Source organism: Acinetobacter endophylla, assembly GCF_053543775.1.
Genome location: NZ_JBLVOM010000259.1, coordinates 81684 through 107366 on the forward strand (window position 1 = coordinate 81684; position 25683 = coordinate 107366).

The 25683-nt window shown below is 41.3% G+C and carries 21 protein-coding genes; 7 read left to right on the top strand and 14 right to left on the bottom strand.

Annotated features, from left to right (window positions below; genetic code table 11):
• Positions 1–20 precede the first annotated feature (20 nt).
• On the top strand, positions 21–3128 hold the full coding sequence (locus tag ACNPNW_RS14910) for an efflux RND transporter permease subunit (RefSeq protein WP_448767101.1): 3108 nt from the start codon (positions 21–23) through the stop codon (positions 3126–3128).
• A 96-nt stretch (positions 3129–3224) separates the two neighbouring features.
• Positions 3225–4943 carry a proline--tRNA ligase gene (locus ACNPNW_RS14915; protein ID WP_423090177.1) on the top strand — a complete coding sequence of 573 codons (1719 nt, stop codon included), beginning with the start codon at positions 3225–3227 and terminating at the stop codon, positions 4941–4943.
• A 54-nt stretch (positions 4944–4997) separates the two neighbouring features.
• Here ACNPNW_RS14915 and ACNPNW_RS14920 read toward each other — a convergent pair whose 3' ends face one another.
• The 10 genes from ACNPNW_RS14920 to ACNPNW_RS14965 form a co-directional block, all read right to left on the bottom strand.
• Positions 4998–6401 (bottom strand): hypothetical protein, encoded by a 1404-nt coding sequence (locus tag ACNPNW_RS14920; RefSeq protein ID WP_004645847.1) that lies wholly within the window; start codon positions 6399–6401, stop codon positions 4998–5000.
• 21 nt (positions 6402–6422) lie between these two features.
• Positions 6423–8693 (bottom strand): DUF6160 family protein, encoded by a 2271-nt coding sequence (locus tag ACNPNW_RS14925; RefSeq protein ID WP_448767102.1) that lies wholly within the window; start codon positions 8691–8693, stop codon positions 6423–6425.
• Between the two features lie 33 nt (positions 8694–8726).
• Positions 8727–9449: a hypothetical protein gene (locus ACNPNW_RS14930; RefSeq protein WP_448767103.1), complete on the bottom strand. Its 723-nt coding sequence runs from the start codon at positions 9447–9449 to the stop codon at positions 8727–8729.
• 12 nt (positions 9450–9461) lie between these two features.
• Positions 9462–11465: a hypothetical protein gene (locus ACNPNW_RS14935; RefSeq protein ID WP_448767104.1), complete on the bottom strand. Its 2004-nt coding sequence runs from the start codon at positions 11463–11465 to the stop codon at positions 9462–9464.
• 234 nt (positions 11466–11699) lie between these two features.
• The gene (dcd, locus tag ACNPNW_RS14940) at positions 11700–12269 is read right to left on the bottom strand and encodes a dCTP deaminase (RefSeq protein WP_004280726.1); all 570 of its coding nucleotides are present in this window, start codon (positions 12267–12269) and stop codon (positions 11700–11702) included.
• Between the two features lie 123 nt (positions 12270–12392).
• On the bottom strand, positions 12393–12986 hold the full coding sequence (locus tag ACNPNW_RS14945) for a LysE family translocator (RefSeq protein ID WP_374952503.1): 594 nt from the start codon (positions 12984–12986) through the stop codon (positions 12393–12395).
• A gap of 257 nt (positions 12987–13243) precedes the next feature.
• Positions 13244–14503, bottom strand: coding sequence for an iron-sulfur cluster carrier protein ApbC (gene apbC / locus ACNPNW_RS14950; protein WP_420937334.1), 1260 nt, complete (start codon positions 14501–14503; stop codon positions 13244–13246).
• A 275-nt stretch (positions 14504–14778) separates the two neighbouring features.
• The gene (locus ACNPNW_RS14955) at positions 14779–15576 is read right to left on the bottom strand and encodes a putative sodium/potassium/calcium exchanger (RefSeq protein WP_420937335.1); all 798 of its coding nucleotides are present in this window, start codon (positions 15574–15576) and stop codon (positions 14779–14781) included.
• A gap of 380 nt (positions 15577–15956) precedes the next feature.
• Complete coding sequence (locus ACNPNW_RS14960; RefSeq protein ID WP_253174368.1) at positions 15957–16760, bottom strand: hypothetical protein; 804 nt, start codon at positions 16758–16760, stop codon at positions 15957–15959.
• A gap of 116 nt (positions 16761–16876) precedes the next feature.
• A complete protein-coding gene (locus ACNPNW_RS14965) occupies positions 16877–17461 on the bottom strand; it encodes a hypothetical protein (RefSeq protein ID WP_253174367.1) in 585 nt (194 codons plus the stop codon).
• A gap of 174 nt (positions 17462–17635) precedes the next feature.
• Here ACNPNW_RS14965 and metG point away from each other — a divergent pair, with 174 nt between their 5' ends.
• Both metG and ACNPNW_RS14975 read left to right on the top strand, forming a co-directional pair.
• Positions 17636–19696: a methionine--tRNA ligase gene (gene metG, locus ACNPNW_RS14970; protein ID WP_448767105.1), complete on the top strand. Its 2061-nt coding sequence runs from the start codon at positions 17636–17638 to the stop codon at positions 19694–19696.
• A 142-nt stretch (positions 19697–19838) separates the two neighbouring features.
• Entirely contained in the window at positions 19839–20195 is a 357-nt protein-coding gene (locus tag ACNPNW_RS14975) for a hypothetical protein (RefSeq protein ID WP_004280734.1), read from the top strand.
• Between the two features lie 54 nt (positions 20196–20249).
• Here the strand turns inward: ACNPNW_RS14975 and ACNPNW_RS14980 are convergent, their stop codons facing one another.
• A complete protein-coding gene (locus ACNPNW_RS14980; protein WP_086044934.1) occupies positions 20250–20366 on the bottom strand; it encodes a hypothetical protein in 117 nt (38 codons plus the stop codon).
• Positions 20367–20635: 269 nt separating this feature from the next.
• On the opposite strand from ACNPNW_RS14980, the gene ACNPNW_RS14985 reads away from it, so the two are divergent.
• Both ACNPNW_RS14985 and ACNPNW_RS14990 read left to right on the top strand, forming a co-directional pair.
• The gene (locus tag ACNPNW_RS14985; protein ID WP_253172310.1) at positions 20636–21616 is read left to right on the top strand and encodes an MBL fold metallo-hydrolase; all 981 of its coding nucleotides are present in this window, start codon (positions 20636–20638) and stop codon (positions 21614–21616) included.
• Positions 21617–22064: 448 nt separating this feature from the next.
• The gene (locus ACNPNW_RS14990) at positions 22065–23252 is read left to right on the top strand and encodes an ammonium transporter (RefSeq protein ID WP_448767106.1); all 1188 of its coding nucleotides are present in this window, start codon (positions 22065–22067) and stop codon (positions 23250–23252) included.
• Between the two features lie 69 nt (positions 23253–23321).
• Here ACNPNW_RS14990 and ACNPNW_RS14995 read toward each other — a convergent pair whose 3' ends face one another.
• Both ACNPNW_RS14995 and ACNPNW_RS15000 read right to left on the bottom strand, forming a co-directional pair.
• On the bottom strand, positions 23322–23945 hold the full coding sequence (locus tag ACNPNW_RS14995) for a LysE family translocator (protein ID WP_004645862.1): 624 nt from the start codon (positions 23943–23945) through the stop codon (positions 23322–23324).
• A 103-nt stretch (positions 23946–24048) separates the two neighbouring features.
• Positions 24049–24231 (bottom strand): NF038215 family lipoprotein, encoded by a 183-nt coding sequence (locus ACNPNW_RS15000; RefSeq protein WP_253174364.1) that lies wholly within the window; start codon positions 24229–24231, stop codon positions 24049–24051.
• A gap of 180 nt (positions 24232–24411) precedes the next feature.
• On the opposite strand from ACNPNW_RS15000, the gene ACNPNW_RS15005 reads away from it, so the two are divergent.
• The gene (locus tag ACNPNW_RS15005; protein ID WP_253174363.1) at positions 24412–25293 is read left to right on the top strand and encodes a 1-aminocyclopropane-1-carboxylate deaminase/D-cysteine desulfhydrase; all 882 of its coding nucleotides are present in this window, start codon (positions 24412–24414) and stop codon (positions 25291–25293) included.
• Here ACNPNW_RS15005 and ACNPNW_RS15010 read toward each other — a convergent pair.
• Positions 25290–25613 (bottom strand): DUF4870 family protein, encoded by a 324-nt coding sequence (locus ACNPNW_RS15010; RefSeq protein WP_005106226.1) that lies wholly within the window; start codon positions 25611–25613, stop codon positions 25290–25292. The genes ACNPNW_RS15005 and ACNPNW_RS15010 overlap by 4 nt on opposite strands.
• Positions 25614–25683: the final 70 nt, after the last annotated feature.

The following is a 25683-nucleotide window of genomic DNA, read 5'->3' on the forward strand; positions in this document are numbered from 1 at the left end:
ATTCATACAGGATCATTGACATGTGGTTTACCCGAATTAGTGTGAAGTATCCGGTTTTCACCATCATGATGATGTTCTGTTTGATGGTACTGGGACTGGCTTCCTGGCAGCGGATGGGCGTTGAAGAATTTCCTGATGTCGATTTCCCTTTTGTGGTGATCTATACCAACTATCCGGGCGCTTCTCCGGAAACGGTTGAATCGGAAATCACCAAGAAACTCGAAGATCAGATCAATACCATTTCCGGTTTGAAACAGGTGATTTCCCAGTCCAGTGAAGGCCTGTCCATCATCACCACTGAATTTAATCTGGATGTGACATCTACCACAGCAGCTCAGGACGTGCGGGATAAAATCGCTTCTGTAACTGCTGAATTTCGTGATGAGATTCAGGAGCCGATTGTAGAACGTTATGACCCGACGGCGAATGCGGTAATGTCGATCGTATTTGAATCCGACAATATGGATGTGAAAGCGCTCAGTTCTTATCTGGATCAGCGGATTGTGCCACAACTGCGCACAGTCCCTGGGGTGGGAACGGTCAATCTGCTTGGTGATGCGCAGCGCCAGATTCGGATTCAGGTGGAACCGCAAAAACTGCAAGCCTTTGGCATTGGTGTAGATAGCGTGATCAATACCTTAAAGGCCGAAAATATTGAAGTCCCGGGGGGGACGCTTAAATCGGGTAATTCGGAACTGGTCATTGAAATCAATTCCAAAGTGCTGCATCCCCTTGCTTTTGGCGATCTGGTCATTGCCAATAAAAACGGCATACCAATTTTCCTCAGACAAGTGGCTAATATTCAAGACAGTCAGGCAGAGCTGGAATCCGCAGCTTTTCTGAATGGCAAAACTGCAGTAGCGATTGATATTTTGCGTAGTTCAGATGCAAACGTCATCGAAGTAGTAGACAAGAGCTACGCAACTTTAGAAAGTATTGAGGCGCAGCTTCCACAAGGCACTACTTTACAAGTAGTGGTAGATTCCTCCAAAAGTATCCGCGGCACCATTGGCGATGTAGCCCGCACCATTATTGAAGGTGCGGTACTGGCCGTGCTGATAGTCCTACTTTTTCTGGGTTCTTTCCGTTCAACTGTGATTACCGGTTTGACTCTGCCCATTGCACTCTTGGGCACGCTGACCTTTATCTGGGCCTTTGGCTTTAGCATCAATATGATGACTTTGCTGGCGCTGTCCTTGAGTATTGGTCTGTTGATCGATGATGCGATTGTGGTGCGTGAAAATATTGTCCGGCATGCCGATATGGGCAAAGATCATGTCACTGCCGCGCTCGATGGCACCAAAGAAATTGGCTTAGCCGTACTGGCCACGACATTGACCATTGTTGCCGTATTCCTGCCTGTTGCCTTTATGGGCGGAATTATTGGCCGTTTCTTCTACCAGTTCGGGGTCACGGTGAGTATGGCCGTTCTGATCTCGATGTTTGTCAGCTTTACCCTGGACCCTATGCTCTCTGCACACTGGGCAGAAAAGAAAAAAGATCCAAACAAAAAACCAGGTCGGGTGAAACGTTTCTTTAGCTGGATCTCTGGCAAGCTGGATAACCTAAGCCATGTCTATGAAAAAGTGCTAAAACTGGCATTGCGCTTCAGATTGATTACCTTAATGATTGCTGTGGCTTCATTAGTTGGTGCTTTGGGTTTATCTAAGCTGATTGGTACCGAATTTGTACCGGTTCCGGATAAAGGCGAAATCCGGATCAAGTTTGAAACACCGGTCGATTCATCGCTTGAATATTCACAAGCCAAACTGCAGCAGGTGGATCAGATTATTCGTCAGCATCCGGATGTCAAAGCCACCTATGGCGTGATTAATGGCGCAACCGACCGCGGTAAAAACCATGTCAGTTTACGGGTAACCGTGACGCCGCGTACCGAACGTGAAAAAACCCTGAATGACCTGAATAATGAGTTCCGCCAGCGTCTGCAATCGGTGGCCGGAATCAGCATTACCTCGGTGGCATCCGCTGATGAAACCGTGTCAGGCGGTCAGAAGCCGATCATGATCTCGATCAAAGGTCCAGATCTGGATGAACTGCAAAAAATTTCTGATCGCTTTATGACGGAAATGGCGAAAATTAATGGCATTGTCGATCTGGAAACTTCATTAAAAGAACCCAAGCCAACTCTTGATGTACAGATTAATCGCGTCTTGGCCAGTGATTTAGGTTTATCAGTCAATCAGATTGCCAATGTAGTGCGTCCGCTGATTGCCGGTGATGATGTCACGACCTGGCAGGATGAAAAAGGTGAAACCTATGATGTGAATCTGCGCCTGACCGAAGACCAGCGCAGCTTGCCTAGCGATTTACAGAATATGTATATCACCTCAAATAAAACCGATGCCAATAATCAACCAATTCTGGTTCCGCTTTCGAGCGTGGCCAAATTTGAAGAAAAACTCGGTGCCTCGCAGATTAATCGACGTGATCTGGCACGTGAAGTGCTAGTCGAGGCCAATACCTCAGGACGTCCTGCAGGCGACATTGGTACGGATATCAGCCGCTTGCAAGAAAATTTTGATATGCCACCGGGTTATAGTTTCGATACTCAAGGCTCCAATGCCGACATGGCAGAATCCGCAGGTTATGCCCTGACTGCGATTACCCTGTCGATTGTCTTTATCTATATTGTGCTCGGTTCGCAGTTCAACAGTTTTATCCATCCTGCGGCAATTATGGCCTCACTACCATTGTCGCTGATTGGCGTATTTCTGGCCTTGTTCCTGTTTAACTCAACCATGAACCTGTTCTCGATTATCGGCATTATCATGCTGATGGGACTGGTGACCAAGAATGCGATTCTGCTGATCGACTTCATCAAGAAGGCCATGGACCGCGGCGAAGACCGTTATGATGCGATTATTGCCGCTGGTAAAACCCGTTTGCGTCCTATTCTGATGACTACCAGCGCGATGGTCATGGGCATGGTGCCACTTTCCCTAGGGCTAGGTGAAGGTGGTGAACAAAGTGCACCGATGGCGCATGCGGTGATTGGTGGGGTAATTACCTCTACCCTGCTGACCCTGGTGGTGGTGCCGGTGATCTTTACTTACCTGGATGACTTTAAGAATTTTATGCTGCGTCAGGCACGTAAAATCATGGCATAATTTAATGCAACACAATGAGGTGACATTCCCAAAAGCTCACCTCATTTTTTATTGTATAATCCCTGCTTTAACGCTTAATTTTTTAGGACAGTTTCCATGCGCGCGAGTCGCTTTTTATTTGCAACGTTAAGAGAAACCCCGAACGATGCTGAGGTTATTTCACATCAGCTCATGCTTCGTGCCGGTATGATTCGTAAGTTGGCTTCAGGTCTATACACCTGGTTGCCGATGGGCGTTCGCGTATTAAATAAAGTTGAAGCGATCGTTCGCGAAGAAATGGACAAAGTCGGTTCACTTCAAGTCTATATGCCGGTGACTCAACCTGCATCTTTATGGGAAGAATCAGGTCGTTATGTACAATACGGTCCTGAGCTTTTACGCTTCAACGACCGCCATGGCAACCCATTTGTTCTCGGTCCGACGCATGAAGAAGTGATCACTGACCTTGCACGTAACGAATTAAAAAGCTACAAGCAATTGCCTGCAAACTTTTACCAAGTACAAACCAAATTCCGTGACGAAATTCGGCCACGTTTTGGCGTAATGCGTTCACGTGAATTCATTATGAAAGATGCCTACTCTTTCCATGCCAACCAGGAATCACTGCAACAAACCTACGACGACATGTATGCAGCCTACTGCAAAATCTTCACCCGTCTTGGTTTAGATTTCCGTCCAGTACAAGCAGATACTGGCTCAATCGGTGGTTCAGGTTCTCACGAATTCCACGTGCTGGCTTCAAGCGGTGAAGATGATATCGCTTTCTCGACTGAATCTGACTATGCAGCCAATATTGAAATGGCAGAAGCAGTACTTGTCGGTGAACGTGCGGCACCTACACAAGAACTCAAACTGGTAGATACACCAAATCAAAAAACCATTGCAGATGTATCAGCATTCTTGGGTACGAACCCTGCTCATTCAGTAAAAGCCTTATTGGTTCAAGGTGTTGTAGCGGAAGAAGGTCAAGATGCACCTGTGGTTGCTTTATTCCTTCGTGGTGATCACGAACTGAATGAAATTAAAGCTGAAAAACATCCTTTAATTGCTGCACCTTTGACATTTGCTACTGAAGAACAACTTCAAGCACTTGGCTTAACTGCTGGCTTTGTCGGCCCTCAAGGTCTGGTCGAAAAAGGTGTCACCGTCATTGTTGATCGTGCAGCATCGGTATTGTCTGATTTTGTTGCGGGTGCAAATGCAGCAGATCAACACGCAACAGGTGTAAACTGGGAACGTGATGCGCAGTTCACTGAAGTTTATGACCTACGTAACGTGGTTGAAGGCGATCCATCTCCAGATGGTAAAGGTACGCTTCAAATCAAACGTGGTATCGAAGTGGGGCATATCTTCCAGTTGGGTCAAAAATACTCTGAAGCTTTAGGTTGTAAAGTCTTGGGTGAAGATGGCAAGCCATTCACTGTAACAATGGGTTGTTATGGTATTGGTGTAACGCGTGTAGTAGCTTCTGCAATCGAGCAGAACTTTGATGAGAAAGGCATTATCTGGCCAACTGCCATTGCACCGTTTGAAGTTGCCATTGTGCCGATGAATGCGCACAAATCTCCAAGAACTATGGAAGCTGCGGAAGCACTCTATGCTGAATTGCAAGCTGCAGGTTTTGACGTGTTACTCGATGACCGTAATGAACGTCCGGGCGTGAAATTCTCTGATCTTGAGCTTACAGGTATTCCACATCGTATTGTGATTGGTGAAAAAGGCTTGGATGCAGGTACTTTTGAATATAAAGGCCGCCGCGATGCTGAATCAGTAAATATTTCGAAAGAAGAATTATTGGAGAAGATTGCTAAATAATTCCGCTTTCTTATAAAAAATCCCGCGTAATGCGGGATTTTTTATGGCTATAAACTAGCAGAACTTATGCCCACCAAAGCAGTTTGAAGTCACATTCTGGTTTTGTAGCAACTTATCCATTAAGGTTAAGGTTGCGGGAGTTCCACCATTGTAGTTAGTAAATTGACCGACATCAATATTTAATTTACGTACGACTGGCACATTTGCAAGCGAACCTACAGCTTCACCTACATTTACATTAATCAAATTTTCAGGACGTAACAGGAATTCTGAAATAGCTGTGGCAACTTGAGGTAATACAAATGAAATATCCACTTCATCTGTGGTTTTTAATACCCCTAGTTGGATCGGATCTTTAAAAGACATCCACCAACCTGGTTTGGCAATATCAGCTGCATCTGCTCCTTGCCAATGTACATTTTGACTTTGTAAAGATAAATAGCCGCCTGTACCATTTAAAGGAATATTATGAATCATGTTCAAAGCCTGGACAAAGGTAATGTCCATATTCAGATTATCCAGACTTGAACCGGCCCCCATTTGAAAGAAAGAATGAGTTCCCAAATTAAGAAAGTCAATTAATGGGTCAAACTCCACGTATAGTTTATCATTTGAGAAATTTGGTGTACCAATTACATCGTTTGGCAAAGTTGCGCCAGATATAGGCGCTGCCAAAGGAATCGAGGTAATACTGGAACGAATATTCGTCACAGTTGCCGACTTTAGTCGTTGTCCGGTTACAATAGTCTCAGGCATGGTAAAGTCCACCCGCATGGAAGGCACAGTAATTCCAGTATGGCCCTCAGCACCAGGCTTACTAATAAATTCACGTGTTTGCCCCAAGGCCTTTAAATTCCCTTGAATTTTTTGATCACTTGCATTACCGAAAGTTCCGGCCTTTGTTACAGACTCGCCCGTAGTCTGCGCCATTTTCATATAGCCACTAAAACTTTTGAGACCATCATTCGGATTCTCAACGTTATCAGTTCCCATGGTCAAAAGCCCGACAATTTTATCTGCACCTAAGCGAAAACCCACTACTTCTCGGGTAGAGGCACTTCCGCCATTTTTAATCGCAAATTCAATAAAAGGATTATTTATACTGGCACTAGTATTAGCCCGATCACCGGAAAAGACAGGATTCCCTTCAGCATCAAAGCTGGGATTCAATCCACTTAATGCTAAGTTGGAAATATCAATATCACAGCCTGTTCCACCGTTACTTCCACCACAACCGAGCTGTAAAGTTTTAATATTAACGTTCAACTCCATCAAAGCCTCAACGCTCAGCTTATGAAAGTTAATCCCTTGAGATGAATCATAAGCATTTTCTAGATTTAATAATGCTTGTGCATCAACTGCAGATAAAGCGTCATCATCTAAAGCTGTCATTGCAAAACTTTGCTGTGTAATCACACACATTGCCAAAGCCAGACTATTCAAAAATATTTTTTTCATTTTAACGTCCTTATATTCTTATTAACGTGGTGTGATTCCCATCGTGCTACGAATGGTTCCACCAGTCAGTGCAATACTTGCCATATTTTGCATATTGCCATTGGTCGCCATGGCAAAATTGGTTTTAAATGGTGTCGCAATATTATTTTCGTAATTGAGTTTGACTTGATTATCCAAAGTCACTGTATCGGCACTGACACGAACTTTTCCTTTAACGCCCAAATGACCTTCCATCCGGTTAAAGTTAATCGAAGAAGTTTTTAATACCCCGGTTGAATCAATATCTTCATTGGCAATACTGAAATAGCTACCTAAATTATCTTTATCTGTATTTTCTTCTGATGTGAGTGGCCTAAATTTAAAGTTTGCCTCAAGTGACAAGAAGTTGGTATCTGGAGAACTGGCGGTTGGATCTACCCCAGGAATAATCACCAGTTCACCATTTCCATCAAGTTTAAAAGCGATATTGGTTAAAACATCGTCACGTTTGGAAAAATTATCGTGAGGCACATAGGCCCCGCATTTAGTGACCGATGCACTGGTACAGTTATATTTAGACCCTGGTAACTGACCAATCGCAAGCTCAGCTTTGGCTCCAATCAGTAGTTTATCAGCACGAATATAAATACCTTCATCTTCATAGCCAATAATACCTTCCGACTTGATCAGAGCATCGATATTCCTAAAGCCGGCATAATAATTAACTGCCTCACCATGATCGCCATTCTTGCCATCAATCAATATTATTGAGGTAGTGCTTGGCAAACCGGTTTTTTTGTCAATTCCGTAACCTTCAGTCGATGCCATGATGTTATAGGCAATGGCCTGTTTATTGTCTAGCCCATAGGTCGTCCCAGATAATGCAACATTGGCATTTAAATTATAGATAGGAATACCAATCCCCCATGAGCCCCCATCCCCACCCAGCTCGTTGAGCGAATTATCTGAAATAAACCGTGCCTTCGCAGCAATGGCCTGAAAGTCCATGCCTCGTATAGCAATAAGTGCAAAGTCATCCCCAGCCGCTGAAGTGCTGAGCGTCTGTTTAAGCACCTCACTCCCACCTAAAGTCTTTCGCATATTTTCATTAATGATAAAATCAAGACTTTTTGCAGTAATAGTATTTATATATATATTCCCAAAATCGATATAAGCATTTTTCCCATGTAAGGAACCGTCAGCATTACGTGTAGTCAATGGTCTGAGATTGGAAAATTGCACCGCATGGCTTCCCTTACCAGTATGACCAATCTCAAGTGTTGTCGGTGCCATAGTTGCTGGACGTCCAGTACTATTAGCACCTGTGAAATCTGCAGACAAGCCCAGATTCAACCCGCCTTCTCCGACCAGGCCACTGTAACCTGTTGCAGTTTTGTCTTGACGTTCTAGTACACCATTCACCTTGTTACTAACATCAAAAGTACCTATCTGGGTTTGATCTGCACTCATGGATAATCTTGCGTTAGTGACTGCACCCGAAGCCCCTAAACGCATAATATTTTTGCGTTCGTTATTTGGCGTATTATACCGTAAATCAATGTTAACCCCCGGATTGGTCGGATTAACCCGGCCAGCCGCGATATCAGTCAGATCTACAGCACGCTTTAAATCTACATACTGCTCTCGTGTTGTCAAAACCATGCCTTCGTTCGGGTCAATATACAGATAGCCCGATCCTGCAAAATTAAAGTTAAAGTCATTCAAAATCAGACTATTTTCGCCTAATTTATGACTAATCGTGGCATTTTTAAGCTGAAAATCGATACTGGCAATTGAATCTTTATTAAATAGACCTGCACTGGTTTGTAATAGCACACTAAGCGGTGTAGAGGTACTAATTCCTAATGCACCTAAGCTTTGATTAGATTGTGTACCCGCAGTCCGAATACTATTTGCAGACTGACTACATGGATTGGTCGTACAAGCAATTTTTACCAAGTTTAAATCTGCAGTGGCTTGAAATGGTGAAACACTTGCCGCAAGCCGCAGTCCTGCCCCTTCCGAAGTTGCACCGACATCTATTTCCAGTTGACTAAGGATTGGATTATTATCTTTTCCATTAATTTCAACATCATGCAAACCTAAACCCATTTTTGTATTAGTCGTTGGATTTGGATCATACCAATTAACTTGAGCAATACTGGCTTTAGAAATTTCATGAGTAATCACCATACCATCTTGTCCAGTGACTTCACTCAATTCCTGCTCTTCAATACTTTCAAGTGCATAACCTTGTTGGATAAGACACATGCATACTGTTAGCAATTTCAACTTTATTGTTGTTTTTTTCATTTATATATCCTTATGCTGTACTTGACGTTGTTACTAACAACGACTTTGTGCCCCACCTGTACAGTTATAACCAAATATTTTCAAATTGCCTGACATATGTAAATTGCCATGAACATTCAACCCCATAAATCCTTTCTCAGCACCTTTATCAAACGAAGGAACATCTTGGGGTGAGGTTGTATAAGTTCCATCGGCATTATAGGTACGGCCGGTATAGGCACTATAAGCACCTGTATTGGCATAACCTTCTAATGCACCAGCACCTGTGCCCGTTTCGATAGAAACTGTATTAAAACCTAAGTTACGGATCTTCAAAGGTTGGTCATCATAGAATCTGATGTCCATGGCCGTTTGTGGCTCATTACGATGATTAATAATGGTTGTTCCATCAATTGAGAACTTATCAATCTGAATTGTGCCCTGAATACCTTTAAACACTAACCACTTTTTATTTCCATTGGCATCCATATGATTATTCGGTGCAATTGCTAATCGGCAAAACTGTCTACTTTCCCCACAAGTGTCCGGATCGAGCACATAAAATACGTCTAAAGGATTGCCATCGCTTCCCAGTTTGGAAATGGTATCTTTAGACAGATCGGTAGCATAAATATGGTTTAAGGATAAGGTCCAGTTCAGGTCCGCTCCACCCTGTCCTACGGTATCAGTTAATGCTTGCTGATCCAGAACCTCTAATCCGGCATAGCTAAACATCGCAGTACATAACAGTGTACAAAGAGTCAATAATTTGGACATGTTCGTACTCCTTTATAGACCTGTGGTTTTTATTTTTAAATGTTGAATCAGCACACCATCAATGACTGCCGAACCAAAGTTTTTACTTGAGCCATCAATGCTTTTAAATACAATGCCGGTTGAATCAACACCATCCTTAGCTCGCAGCATATTTGTTCCTGGAATCCGTTCTGTGGTGCCTATGGCAATACTACTGTGAGTTGCATTACGCCCTTGATAAAGTGCAGTAGTATCTAAAACATTATTTTTAATTGGTGTGCCACAACTATAGTCATTACAGGTAGAACCCTTTAAATCGGTTGTTCCGAGTCCACCACCGTAATTTTGATAGATTTGATTATAAATAGAAGGAATATTGGGAATACGTGTCACTTCTAAAATAATGTTATTGCCTTCTGAACCCACCACGAAAGGCTGGTACATATTACCGAGCACCAAGTTAATATTTGGACTATAGAGATATAAACCATCAAAATCATGAAAGACTGGAGCAATACTTCCATTCAAGGCTGGGGTTGGGCCATCACCATCAAGCCCATCTGTTTTTGCTGCAGTACTTAAACGGATGCCTTTACTATTTAGATTAGAGTCCGTGATGCTTAAATTTTCTGGTTGATCATTAGTATTTAGACGAACAATACTCGCCATACCTAATGTTTGGCTGTAATTCTTATTGTCAGATTCTAAGGTTTGGAATAACCGAACTTGTGAGCCATTAAGACTAAGACCATTAGCAACAAATTGGGTTCTCAAACGGTATTCTTTATCAAGCCCCGAAGTCGGCCCACCTGTTATAGGATCTACCACATTAGAAGAATTAAGCTCACGCGCAAAAATATCACTCCAAAAACCCAACTTGATATTATTATCACTTTCCACACCTGCAATCGGGCTTAATGGAGCTTCTAAAGCAATATAGCCTACATCTTTAGCAGCGTCCTTGAACTGTTTAACATTTTCAGTTCCTGCACGAAACAACCAGGGATTTTCGGCTGATCCCCAACTAAAGCCTTGGTTACTGTATCTTGTGCTTAGAGAGCCATCACTTTTTGATAATGCCAAACCATAAATAAAGACATCGGCTTTAGTACGGAGCGTACTGACTGAAGAATTCATTGCCGCCTCCTTGGCAGCAATGGTTGCGCTTACCTTCACCGCCTGCTCCATAGCTATGACTGCATTTTTAGCCTGAATCAATGCATATTTATCAGCTTCAATTGCTAATTTTTCTTGAGTCCTTTCCTCAACAATAATGGGTACTCTTGGATCAATCACATTGTTCCGCGCACCTACTGCTTGAGTCCACTCATTATTAAGCGAAGTCCCTATTCGATTGCCCCACAGTAATTCGATCATTTCATAGGTATTTGCCAATGCGAATTCAGCAGATTTTTCTTGATTCAATAAAGTAGCCTCTAAAGTATTTGGTCTAACAGTTGTACCATCATTAACAAGACTAATTTTCCCATCGTAATAATCATCATAGCGCTGGTTATAATAGCGTTGCATCAGATCAGAGCTGCGCTTTTCCTCGACAAGACCAGTACGAACACTCGTTTTAAAAGCCGTAGTATTAAAACCATTATAAACTGATGTGTAATTATCTGTTTTATATTGAATATATTTAGATGTATAGGTATTTACATACAGGTTAGCATTGGCACTAATACCATTTAAATAATTACTAGCATAAACCCGATCATATACTTTATTATAGGCACGCTCACCTAACTGATTATAGTTCTCTCCTGTTGGAATAATACGAATAAATCCTGTATCTGCTTGTCCGGGATTTTCAATGCCTCTGGCATAACTGGAACCAGCAGAAAGATCTTTAGGACCTTGAAACACCATTTTGAAGTCGTCAAGAACAAGCGCAACACCTTCACCTGTGGTGTTAGAAAGAGAAGAATCTGATAATTCCTGCATCGCATGTGCAGAAGGCAACAGGCTGAAACCGATTGTCATCGCCAAATAACTTTTGCGAAATTTAAATATATCTTTTATCTGAGTCATCTCACTCTTTCCTTTTTATTCGATGCTCCGCACCTTATGCTTCAGCTTCCCAGCCGCCAATCTTTGCTTTTTTATAATGCATTGCATCTTTTTTATGGTTATGCGGAATCCATTATGCTGATTTTTGATACAGATGCCAAAGCCAATTAGGCGAAAAATAGCAGTTTCCGATGAATGAAAATCTCAAAAAAATAAACGGGACATAAAGTCCCGTCATTCAATATTTTAAAACAATTAGGTCTTCGGCAAAGTAACGCCTGTCTGACCTTGATATTTACCACCACGATCTTTATATGAGGTTTCACAGACTTCATCAGATTCAAAAAACAGCATCTGCGCCACACCCTCGCCTGCATAAATACGCGCAGGAAGATTGGTCGTATTTGAAAACTCTAAAGTGACGTGTCCTTCCCACTCTGGCTCAAGCGGCGTCACGTTAACAATGATGCCACAACGCGCATAAGTCGATTTACCTAAGCACACGGTCAAGACATTACGTGGAATGCGGAAATATTCGATGGTACGCGCCAAAGCAAACGAGTTCGGCGGAATGATACAAACATCCGACTCGATATCAATAAAGCTGCGTTCATCAAAGTTCTTTGGATCAACAATTGCAGAATGCACATTGGTGAATACTTTAAATTCACGTGCACAACGCACGTCATAACCATAGCTGGATACGCCATACGAAATCAGCTTTTGACCATTTTCATCCAAACGTACCTGGTTTTCTGCATACGGTTCAATCATGCCGTGTTTTTCGCTCATTTCGCGAATCCAACGATCAGACTTAATTGCCATTGATATAATCCAAAAATCTTAAAAACAAGTTATTGCGACGTACTTTAACTGAAATTGACACTAATGAAAATAAGTGAAAGGCTTAGAGCTCAAGTTACCAAAAAACTGCTGATCGAGATCAGCTTATAAACTTAAAAGTGCAGAATAGCTTAAAGGAATGGAAAAGCTCATTAATACCAGCGAAGCCGTTTTCTGCAGGTTTTTCTGATTGAGCCAGCGACTGTTTTTTCTGGCCAGGATTGAACCCAGAAAAGTCCAGAAGAATGCAATCGGGATCAACAGAAGCAAGAAAACCAGCATATGAGTCACATAATGTTGGCCGCTTTTCCAGACAATGACAGGAAAGATCGCTGAGGCAAATAAAAGTGCTTTAGGATTAAGCAAGGTTGCCAAAAATAATTCTCGTGCGCGAATCGAGACATTTTCAAGATTTTCGCTTATTTCTGCAGTCCGCCATAATTTCACAGCGAGAAATAGAATATAGCCAGCACTAAAAAGTTTGAGAATGGTCGGTAAAAGCGGAAGATGAAAGGAAATTTTTCCGATCAGAATGCCCCATAAGCTAATGGCAATCAGATAACCAAAGGCTTCCGCAGGAATTAAACGAAATGTTTTTTTAAATCCGACCTGAATGCCTGAAGATGCCAATAAGGTATTGGTTGGGCCTGGTGTTAAAAGAATGGTTGCCACTAAACCAATAAAAAACCATGAAATCATAGTTTGACCTCGCTCTAATCCGAGTAGCATAGAAGAATTCGGTCAGTGCTGCAAAAAAATAATTGTAAGAGAACATATGATCTAAAATTTAAATTTATTTATTTTAATTAATTCAAATGTTTATATAAGCTTTCAGGATAAACACCCGATAGTCATTTCAGTCAATTTCGATCATTTAAATCGAGCTAATTTTAAAAATAAGAAATAAGAAGCCCTAGCTTTTAGCTAAGGCTTAAATATCTGAATTGTCTGTAGAATTAAAAAATTCGACTATGGTCTTTCTCTGCTTTAGGTAACTGCGCTGCAATTTTCTCTGCAATCAGCATATAGCTTTCTGCAGCAGCATCTCCCGCGATCACTGACGGCGTTCCAGCATCGGCATTTTCACGAATTTTAGCATCCAAAGGTAAATGACCCAATAATGGGACTTGATATTGCTCAGACAGTTTATCGCCACCGCCTGTACCAAAAATCTGTTCCTCAAAACCACAATTTGAGCAGATATGGGTCGACATGTTTTCAATCACGCCCATGATCGGAATCTGCACGCGGTTAAACAATTCAATGCCTTTGGTCGCATCCAGCAAGGCCACGTTTTGTGGTGTCGTCACAATCACTGCACCCGTCACCGGAATACGCTGCGCGAGAGTTAACTGGATATCACCTGTGCCAGGTGGCATATCAATCATCAGCACATCAAGGTCTGGCCATAGGGTCTGATTGAATAACTGCATTAATGCACCCGTGGCTTTTGGACCACGCCAGGCGACTGGAGTATTGTGATCTCCAGTTAAATGGCCAATTGATAATACCGCCATCCCATAGGCTTCGATAGGGACAAACTGCTCTGCTTCGATCATTGGCGTTTTGCCGGCATTGCCGAGCATAGTCGGAATACTTGGGCCGTAAATATCGGCATCTAGTACGCCTACGCGCAGGCCTAATTTCTGTAGAGCCAAAGCCAGATTTACAGTCGTGGTCGATTTACCTACGCCACCTTTACCAGATGACACCAGAATCACATTTTGAATCCTTGGGTGTTTTGGAACATCACGCTGTTGCGGCGCAGCTTTTTGAATAGGTGGATTATTTGGATCAGCTTCTTCTGTTTTTGCAGGCTGTGCCGACGCATCAACCACAGGGGGAAGATTGGGTTTTGCTTCCGCTTTAGGCTCGCTTGAACAGTTTTCACCTTCAGCATGGTTATGCCCGCAACCCCCTTCTTTCTTATGTCCAGTTTTCTGCTGAATCACATGCATATTCAGTTCTTGAATACCACATTTTTGCAAAGCTTCCGCCAGTTCATCATGAATCTGTTGCAGCTGCGCTTTTTCTTCTGGATAGGTATTCAAAGTGATTTGCAGAATCTCACCCTGTACATTGACCTGCGTAATACGATCTTTCAAGGCATTGCTGGAATTTGGCAAGATATAGTTTTGCAGTACGTTTTGCACAGCTTCTTCGTTCACCTCCTTGGAAGGCGAAAAAACCGATTTAAGCGAAGAAAGCCAAGACATAGGTTACTCCAAAAATGTAGATCGACATCTGAATCGCTTAGTTTAACGGGGTTTTAGGCGAAGGTTAAGCACTGTATTGGAGAAGATGAAACAGATATCTTCAATTTCCAACCATTTTACTCGGTTTTGTGAAATATTTTATGGAATCTTGGTGAATAGAAATAATGAAAGAAAAGAGAGATGGACTATTTTGATGTAATAAATTTTTTTTATTTATCTCGAGCGTGTTAAGCCACTTTAACCTTCTGTGATTAAAGTGGCTTAACGATCACAGACTATTTATGATTTTTATTGTTTTCAGATTTGTCCTGTTGATCCTTGGTATTTTTATCCTGATCTTGTTTCGATTCATCCTTTTTAGACTGAGAGTTGCTTTCTGAATCTGTATCTTTGGCATCTTGCTGCTGATCAGCATCACCTTCCTTTGATTGATTATCCTTCATTTTGTTCATCGTATCAGTTGCCATCTGTTTCAGTTCAGCGAACTTAACCGAGGCTTCACTGAATAAGTCTGTGATTTTCTGTCTGGTATCTTCAAACTTATGCATGGCTTCATCTTTTAAATTTGCCATACCTGCCTGCTGATCGGTCTGACCATCTTTAGCATTCTGTTTATCTGACTTGTTAGATGATTTATCTTGAGATGTATGATCCGCTTTGGTCTTTTTCGCATCATCCGAACCTTGCTCATCATTTTGCTGGTTGTCAGATTTTCCATGTTTCAGCTCATTCAGAAGCTTTTCACCTTTTTGCAATAGCTCTTCCCCAATCGCTATCGCTTTGGCTTTTAAGTCATCCATCTTAAAGCTTTCAGTTTTTTTATCGGACTGATTCTCTTGAGAACTGTCTTTTTGCGTTGATTGCTCAGCATTTTCATCTTTACCGTTATGCTGGGTATCAGACTTCTGATTAGCATGGGTCTGGGCACTTTGCCCGTTCTTATGTTCCTGATTATGCTGTTTATCTATCTCGTTTTGCTTTTGCTCTTTAGCAAGCTGATCATTCAATTCGCGTGCATGTTGTTCTTTATCTTGATTTTGCTTCGACATATTGTTTTGGTTCTGCTGAGTCATGAGGTACCCTCCTTAGGCATATCATATAAACAATCAGCCATTTTTTAGCACAAAGCATCACGCGAATCGGGCGAAGTAAGCAAACTGCAACAAAGCCTGTACATGTTGTTGCTATTGTTTGCAGGATGTAGCATGAGATGAGTCAAATCCGTATTGAAAAGCTCTATGCTAAAGATAATGCGGGCTTTTGTATTCGGGCTGTCCAAGTCCATCTATTCGCAGGGTTTCAGCAAAGTATTTCTTTGCAATTCTGTCAGCACACTTCTACCCTGCTAATTCAAATTCCGTCATGGCGTAATTTTCAAAGCTAAAGGGCGCATGTTGCCAATCCACATCAGCTGTTTATAGAATGCAAATTTATCATGAGACATTGCTTCACGTTAGGCACGCAAAGTACTCATAAAGCTGACCGCAGAGAACAACCATATAAACAGAATGAAGCTGCGTGCTTGATTGAAATTGTCTACATCTGTGCCATGTAGCATGTTGTGACGGGTCATGGTCACATTCGAGCTTGAATCCATTTTATAGGCAGCAAGTTCAGCAAAATACGGATTCAGTTCAATCGCGATTTTGGACTTATGCCACAGGCTTTTAATTTCATTGCCTTTTAAACCCGGTACGATTTTATAAACATCGACAAACTTGGTGCTATTTTGCTTTAAAAAACCTGTTTTGATCAGAATATCCGTCAAAATGCCTTCAAGCTGTGCATAGACATTGGGAATACAACCGCTGTAAAAACCAAGCTTGTACATTTTCAAGCTTTCAAGCAGCACCAAACGGCGCTTGGCTTTAATATTTTCTTCAATCTCTAGCGCATCAAAGGCTTTGAGCATTTCAGTTTGGAAATATTCGCTATTGATCATATCGAGTAAATTAAATTGCTCAACATCTTCAAACTGGTGAATGGTTGGCCAAAAATGCATGAGGTTTAAAGCATCATTGGCAAACTTTGCCCCAATCGGTTGATCCAGCTGATCTACAAGCACTTGGAAGTAAGCATCTTGCTCTGCCAAGCCCGATAAGGTTTTAATTAAAAGTGTATGTTCATCTGCCGAGATGCCTTCAAGATAAGCTTTTGCATCTTTTAAAATCTGACTGCCCAATTGTTTTTGACTCGCAGCATTTTGCTTAATGCGTGTCACTGGTTGGTCATCTTCATAGTCGTCGTATTCGATCATGGACGGCTTACTCTTTTAATAAATGCAATAGCGCACTATTATCCACGATTCTTGCTTGGCTCGTAGTGCTAAGTCGGATGTTTTAACGATTTAACTAAACTCAATCATTCCTGATTTTAATAAAAACCATTTACGCTCAACAATAACTTTTGTTTTTCAGCGATTGCCCAATAATTATTATAGTAAGGTTTGGCTTTCTCAATCTTTTTAAACATGGGTTCCTGACATGCCTGTTCAACGGTTTTAATCTGTTTTTCTAAACCAAAAACAATGAATGAATCTCGAACTCTTTCTTGTCTAGGCAACTTAAACCACGGATCCGAAACAACATAATGAATATTAGAATGCCATGTTTTCCAACGTTTCTTTACCGTCGATTGAATACATTCAATATGCTCAACGGTCTTGGCTTCACCATACTTCCATTGCTTTAGAAATGCTTGTTTGGTTTTATCATTGAGTAGATAAACCCTTACCCACACACCCCAATCACCACCATGATGGCGACTAAAATAAAAAATGGGATCAGGTAAATTCGGAAATTGTTCACGATCCGCTAAAACAGAATCATCTAACCTTTTTTGATGTTGCTGATCATCTACGATTTTTAAATTGATAATGAAACAAATCGCAAATAAAGTGCATGGCAAAAGTACAAGATACAGAAAAATTTTTAACGCATTTTTAAAAAAATTAATCATTCTTTAATCTGTTATTATTTTTCATTGAAATATAAAAAGATTATCTGATTAAACCGAGTTAATGACAACGCTATCAGCAATTTTGAATAATTCACTAAAAGCCTTATGCAACTTTTGCTTATCTCAGGTAAAATCATCCACCTTGCATAATATACGAATGAGAGAGTCATATCCGTGCGTAATATCTTAGTCACTAACGCCCTTCCATACGCCAACGGCCCGATTCATATGGGTCACCTACTCGGTTATATCCAAGCTGATATTTGGGTACGTGCGATGCGTGCGATGGGTCATGATGTGACTTATGTCTGTGCGGATGATGCTCACGGAACTGCGATCATGCTGCGTGCCGAAGCGAATGGCATTTCACCTGAAGCGCAAATTGCCAATGTGCAAAAAGAACACATTCGTGACTTTGACGGTTTCGGTGTGCATTTCGATCATTATGATTCTACGCATAGCGATACCAACCGTGCCCGTGCGTCTGAAATCTATGTGAAAAACCGCGATGCTGGCAATATTGCTGTTCGCCCGGTGACCCAGCTTTTTGATCCTGAAAAAGGCATGTTCCTGTCAGACCGTTTCATTAAAGGCACCTGCCCGAAATGTAAGGCGGAAGATCAGTACGGCGACTCATGTGAAGTCTGCGGTGCAACTTATAATGCGACAGAATTGTTGAATCCGCATTCAACTCTAAGTGGTGCAACTCCAGTCGAAAAATCATCTGATCATTATTTCTTTAAATTACCAAATTTTGGTGAATACCTGCAAAAATGGACCCGTGATGAAGGTCGCCTGCCGGTATCCATTGCCAACAAACTGGACGAATGGTTTGAAAATGGCTTGAACGATTGGGACATCTCACGTGATGCGCCATACTTCGGTTTTGAAATTCCGGATGCCCCAAACAAATATTTCTATGTTTGGGTTGATGCACCGATTGGTTATATGTCGAGTTTTGAAAACTACATCAAAACCAAACGTCCTGAATTGAATTTTGACGATTTCTGGAAAAAAGACTCTGAAAATGAGGTCTATCACTTCATTGGTAAAGACATTGTCTATTTCCATGCCTTGTTCTGGCCGGCAATGCTTGAAGGTGCAAATTACCGTACGCCATCAGGTTTATTCGTAAATGGGTTCTTGACTGTAAATGGTCAGAAAATGTCGAAATCTCGTGGTACCTTCATTAAAGCTGAAACCTATTTAGAGCATTTAAACCCAGAATATTTACGTTATTACTTTGCTTCTAAACTTTCTGACAAAGTTGAAGATTCTGACTTGAACCTGGATGACTTTGTACAAAAAGTGAATTCAGACCTAGTCGGTAAAGTCGTGAATATTGCCAGCCGTTGTGCAAAATTCATCAACACCAAATTTGATAACAAGTTAAGCACTACATGTGCTGAACCTGAATTGGTACAAAGCTTTATTGATGCCGGGAGCTCAATTGCTCAGGCTTATGAAGCACGTGAATTCTCTGCGGCAATTCGTGAAATCATGGCGCTGGCAGACAAAGCCAACCAGTACATCGATGAGAAAAAGCCTTGGGCACTTGCGAAACAGGAAGGTCAGGAACAACAGGTTCATGATGTATGTTCTGTGGGAATCAACCTGTTCCGTCAATTGGCAGTGTATTTAGCGCCTGTATTGCCAACTTTGGCTCAACAGGTTCAAGATTTCTTGCAACTTGAAAGCTTCGATTTTGCTTCTCGCGAAACCATTCTAGTGGGTCATGAAATTGCATTGTTCCAACCCTTAATGCAACGTGTAGATCCAAAAGCGGTTGCTGCCATGGTCGATGCATCTAAAGATTCTTTAGCTGCTCCTGCTGTTGAACCAGCTAAAGCTGAAAAGAAAAAAGAGAAGAAGGTCGAGAAGAAAGCTGAACCTAAAGTCGGTGAAGCTGAAATTATTGGCATCGAAGACTTTATGAAAGTTGACCTACGTGTTGCTGAAGTTCTTGAAGCAGCTACAGTTGAAGGTTCTGACAAACTGCTTCAACTCACTTTAAACGTTGGTGAAGCTGAGCCACGTAATGTATTTAGCGGTATTCGTGAGTTTTACCAACCTGAAGACTTAACAGGCAAATTGGTGGTGATGGTGGCGAACCTTGCGCCACGTAAGATGCGTTTTGGTATTTCGAACGGTATGGTGTTAGCTGCTGGTAATGGCGACGGCGTTTGGGTGATTTCACCTGAATCTGGTGCTAAACCGGGTGATAAAGTGTCTTAAGATTTCCATTTTAAGCAAAGAAAGCCTCTACTGATGTAGGGGCTTTTTTATATCATAAGTTAAATTTAATTTCTTGATTTTTAATATTTTCAATATAAAATCAATGCGCTTTTTTATTCTTTTATAATTATTCGGGGTAAGCATGAAAAAATTACTAGTTTCAGTTCTAGCGATGTCTACAATTGCATTTACAGGTTGTTCAGTACGTATGGCTGACATGACAGTTGCATCTACTAAAAACTACAACCTAAACTCAAACCAGTTTGTGAAAGGTGAACGCGTTAAAGGCGAAGATAAAGTTCCTGTGATTTTATTCCCACTTGGTATTCCTAACTTCAAAACAGCAGTAGATCGCGCAATTGAAAAAGACCGTTGTGCTGTTGCACTTTCTGATGTGGTAATTACTCAACTTAATCAAGCATTTATTATTGGTCAGATTGGCTATCGTGTAGAAGGCACTCAAGTGATTGACCGTTCTCAGCCTGAATGTGCTAAATAAGTTATAAATATAAAAAAACCTCTATCTCTAGAGGCTTTTTTATTGCTGGGTCACTTAGCCTTGCAACACAAATTCCCAAATCACATAGCCCAGTCCAAAACCAAGTAGTGAATATAAGGTAATAATGAAAAATACAAAGCTGGCATTGTTTTTTCTTTTCCAAAAACTCATCGCGACACCCAAAGCTTGTTCGTAATACCCCATGTTAACGAGCTTTTCATAAAAAGTGAAATATATCTAAGCATTTTATTTATAATAATATTTTAATGAAAAACAGGTTCTTAACTTTCAAAAAATCAATATACAGATTCAGACTGAATTTTTAGTACAGATGCCAAATCATCACTTCTATTTTTAAAAATGGTAAATATATTCATATTCTTTTTTTGCTAACATCCGTGCTAATACATGGAATTGACTTTAATTACATAAGAATAGCCATGAAATACTTCACCTCTTCTCTCATCATTTCACTGCTTGCTATAGGTTCAATGGCGGGTATCTTTCAAACACATGCACAAACCGTTTCTAGCACCCAACAACAAAAACAGGTTCCCGGTTATTATCAACATAACTTCGGGGATTACCAGATTACTGCCCTACTGGATGGTAGCAATTATCTGTCCAAAGCCTTATTTAAAGATATTCCAGCAGCCCAAGCCGATCAGATCTTGAAAAAATACTACGTTGATCAGGCCAAAGGCATCCAGACATCTGTGAATGCCTTTCTGGTCAATACAGCCAAAGAACTGGTTCTGGTCGATAGCGGAACTTCAAGCTGTAATGGTCCACACCTAGGTTCAGTGTATTCCAATTTACAGGCTTCAGGGCATAAACCTGAACAGGTGAATGCCATCCTGCTCACGCATTTACATCCTGACCATGTATGCGGTATCAGTAATAACGGTATTGCCAATTTCCCTAATGCCAACATTTATGTATCTCAAGCTGAACTGGATTTCTGGATGAATCCCAAAACGGTAGAAAAATTATCAAAAGCCAAGCAGGCAGGTTTTTTGGGCACAGTCGATAAAATCAAGAAAGCCATTGCACCCTATCAGGCCAAGAATCAGCTCAAAACCTTTAAAACTGGCAATAAAATCCATGCTTTCGATGTCATCAGTTCGGCTGGACATACACCGGGGCATTTTGGTTTTAGCTTAAAATCACAAGGTCAGCAGATGGTATTTATTGGGGATATTGTGCATTCACATACGCTGCAGTTTGATCGCCCACAGACCGGCGTTGACTTTGATGTCGATCCGAAAAAGGCGATCGAAACCCGCTTAAAATATTTTGCTGAATATGCGAAAAATGGTCAGACGGTAGCAGCACCACATTTGCCATTTCCGGGGATTGGACATATTTATTCTAAAGACAATAAAAGCTATCAATGGATTCCGGTACATTTTAAAGATTAATTGAATACTTCAATAATTTTATCTAAGCATGAAACCCTAATTTTTTAGGGTTTCATTTATTTTAAATATCCTTCAGCCAGATTCCCTATGACTTGGTAAATTTAAAACTTGAATGACGCTTTGAAATTTAAAAGCAATAGTTTCGTTTATTTTTAAATTTTTTCTTAAAAATCTTTTACTTTTTACGTGCACCTTTAGCATGCTTTTTTAGCACCGTTTTTCTTACGATAAATATAAACACCTAAAAATATAATATAAATCTGAATTTTATGAACTCTCGCCATGTCTTAGTTTGGTGCAAAAAAATAGTAACGTGCTTTATATCGAGTCTTATCAATTTCAAGAAATTCTTCATCAAAATTTCCCTTGCTTAGCCCTCTTCTACAATCAATTTGCCTCTATATACTGATTTTCTTTTGTGATCCCGCGCACTAAATTGGAACGCACCATGCAAAATATAGACTTATTATTTCTTCTTCTCGGTGCAGTTCTAGTGCTTGCCATGCATGCTGGATTTGCTTTTTTAGAGCTTGGAACAGTTCGACATAAAAACCAGGTCAATGCCCTAAGTAAAATTCTAACCGACTTTGCCATCTCCGCCATCGCCTATTTTTTAGTGGGCTACTATATTGCCTACGGTCAGCACTTTTTCCATGATGCTGCAACCTTGTCTGCCGATCATGGCTACAATCTGATGCGCTGTTTTTTCCTGTTGACTTTTGCTGCAGCAATTCCAGCGATTATCTCTGGAGGAATTGCGGAACGTGCCAAAATGCGTTCACAGGCTTTAGCCACCCTATTCTTGGTTGCGCTGATCTATCCTTTTTTTGAAGGTATGATCTGGAATGGCAACCTTGGTTTTCAGGATTGGCTGACCCATGCATTTGGTGCAAGTTTTCATGATTTTGCCGGCTCAGTTGTCGTTCATGCAATGGGCGGCTGGATCGCACTGGCTGCAGTAATACTGCTTGGTGCGCGTCATGGCCGTTACAAAAAAGATGGCCGGATCACCGCGCATCCTCCTTCATCGATTCCTTTTTTGGCTTTAGGCTCCTGGATTCTGATTGTTGGATGGTTCGGTTTCAATGTCATGAGCGCGCAGCGGCTGGATGCCATTTCTGGGCTGATCGCTATTAACTCTTTGATGGCCATGGTCGGTGGAACAATAGCAGCCAAAGTTGCGGGGAAAGATGACCCGGGCTTCCTGCATAATGGTCCTTTAGCAGGTCTGGTGGCGATTTGTGCCGGATCAGATGTCGTTCATCCCTTGGGTGCTTTTTTTATCGGGATCAGCGCCGGTATTATTTTTGTGAAATTCTTTACCTATACCCAAAATAAACTCAAAGTGGATGACGTATTGGGAGTCTGGCCTTTACATGGCGTTTGTGGTGCTTTTGGTGGATTAGCTGTGGGTATTTTCGGTCAGCAATGGCTCGGAGGAATGGGAGGAGTGTCTTTAATTTCACAACTCACAGGTACGGTGCTGGCGATTGTCATTGCTTTGGCGGGTGGTTTTTTGGTGTATGGCCTGCTTAAGGTTTTGATGGGTATTCGCCTGACTGAGGAAGAAGAGTTCAACGGTGCAGACCTGTCGATTCATCGTATTTCTGCTAATTCGGAAGAAAATACTTTTTAATGGATATAAAAAAAGCCTCTAGGGCTAGCGGCTTTTTTTATTTATAAGCAGCACGTCTATACGAGATAATTACTTCATACCAAAGATCAGTTTTAAACCAAGTACCGTCATAACTGCGCCTGCGGCGCGGTCAAACAAAGCTTTAAACTTCAAATAAACACGACGTGGCTTTTCCGCAGATAATGCAACTGCGACCAGTGAACACCAGCCCGCATCAATAAAGAAACATAAGACAGGTAAAACAAAATAAAAATACGTTGGAATTTCTTTGGGCAATAACGCGGTAAAAATACTGGCAAGCACAATCGCAATTTTAGGATTGGACAACTGTGTAATTAAACCTGTGGTAAAGGCACGGCGTAAAGACATCTGTTTGGCAATGGCGACATCCGCTTCGATCGGATCTTTGGCATGTTTAATAATTTTAAACGCCAGCCAAAGCAAATATAAACCACCACAAATTTTTAAGGCCAGATAAGCCGAAGGTACAGCCAGCAAAAATGCCTGCAAACCCAGTACTGCCAGCAGACCAAAAATCGCTGCACCGAGACCAGTACCCAATGCAGTAAATAAACCATGTTTACGTGAAATGGCAATTGAATTTTTTGCCACATAAATAGAAGTCGGCCCGGGACTCATTGCACCTAACATCAGGGCAAAAGCAATCGAACCTAAAATCCAGAATGATTCCACGAGATAACCTGACTTAAAAATTGAAGGGCTATTTTAAGCACAAACCTGACAATTTGCTGTAAAAATTTCTGGATTTGTCATGAATTTTAACTATTGCAATTACTTAAGGTTTCAACTGATCCTGAGCACTCAAATGCTTGTCTAGCAGTTGATAATCCTGCTCATGTACAGGTACACCGCCAATAATCATGGTGCGGGTTTCTGTTTTAGGTTTGTTCATCGCATCATCACAGCCCGACACACTGATTAGCATGCCGACCAACACAGCATAGGATAATATTTTCATTATTCTACCCTCCTCAGGGTTTCCTCTGTTTAGATTAGCATTATTGTTTAAATAATCAGCGGAATATTTGTGACAATCTACAACCAACTCCATAGCTCTCAGCGAATAATGGCTTATTGAAAAGCTCTGATTTTTAGCACTTCCGCTATAATGTTTTAATAACCTACTATCTTAATATCTATGTTTGAAACCATTGCTCAAAATATTCCAGATCAACAAATTAATTTTCACGATATTACTTTAACAATACGTCGTCTGGATCTGGTGCATCCGCAAATTTCGGGCAACAAGTTTTTTAAACTGAAATACAATTTTCTTGAGGCCAAAAGACAAGGTTATCAGCATATTCTGAGTTTTGGAGGCGCTTACTCCAATCATATTGCCGCCACTGCATTTGCCGCACAACAGTTTGGTTTTCAGAGTGTTGGAGTGATTCGGGGTGAGGAGCTGGCTGATCGACCATTGAATCTAACATTAGCCACCGCCCAGCAATTCGGGATGCAGTTGCATTTCGTCAGTCGTGATGAATATCGGCGCAAGCAACAGCCTGAGTATTTGGCCGAACTCGCTCGACAATTTCCTGAACATTATGTGATTCCTGAAGGTGGAACCAATGCTTTAGCGATTCGAGGTTGTCAGGAAATATTAAAAGATAGCGATGCGCAATTTGATGTCATTTGTTGTGCAGTAGGCACTGGCGGCACCATCAGCGGATTGATCGAAGCTAGTCACACGCATCAACAGCTTTTGGGATTTTCTGCGCTGAAAGGTTCATTTTTAAAAGATGAAGTCGCCCAACTCACCAGCAAAACCAACTGGAACATTCTCGATGATTACTGCTGTGGTGGCTATGCCAAAACCAGTGCAGCCCTGATGCAGTTTATCCGGGATTTTGAAGCCGAATTTGCAATTCCACTGGAGCAGATCTACACGGCTAAAATGCTGATGGGGATTTTTGATCTGATCGAGAAAAATTATTTTCCGGTTGGATCAAAACTGTTGGTGATTCATAGTGGTGGTCTGCAAGGCCGTAATATTCCCTTTGGTTTTACAGCAACCTAAGCTTGAATCGGTTGATTGTTATTTAAGGCAATTAACCCTTTAACCAAGCGGTAGATATGCCAGATAAAGACCAGAAACACGATCAGGAAGCCAATCAAGATGACGGTCAATAAGCCACCGACGATATAGCCCAGCAAACTGATCCAGAAGGTTTTAATTTGCCAGTCGACATGACTTTCCAGCCAGGTACCGCGCATTTCATCACGCTTGATATAATTCATCACAATCGCAATAAATGGGGTAAGACCAAGAAAAAATCCTAAAATATAAAGAATATATGTAATCAGATTATATTGTTTTAAATCCTCCGCGCTTGCCATTCGCTTTTCCTTGTTATTATCTTTTTAGTTTGTACAAAAACTATGCATGAGTTTTAGATAGCTTTCAAAT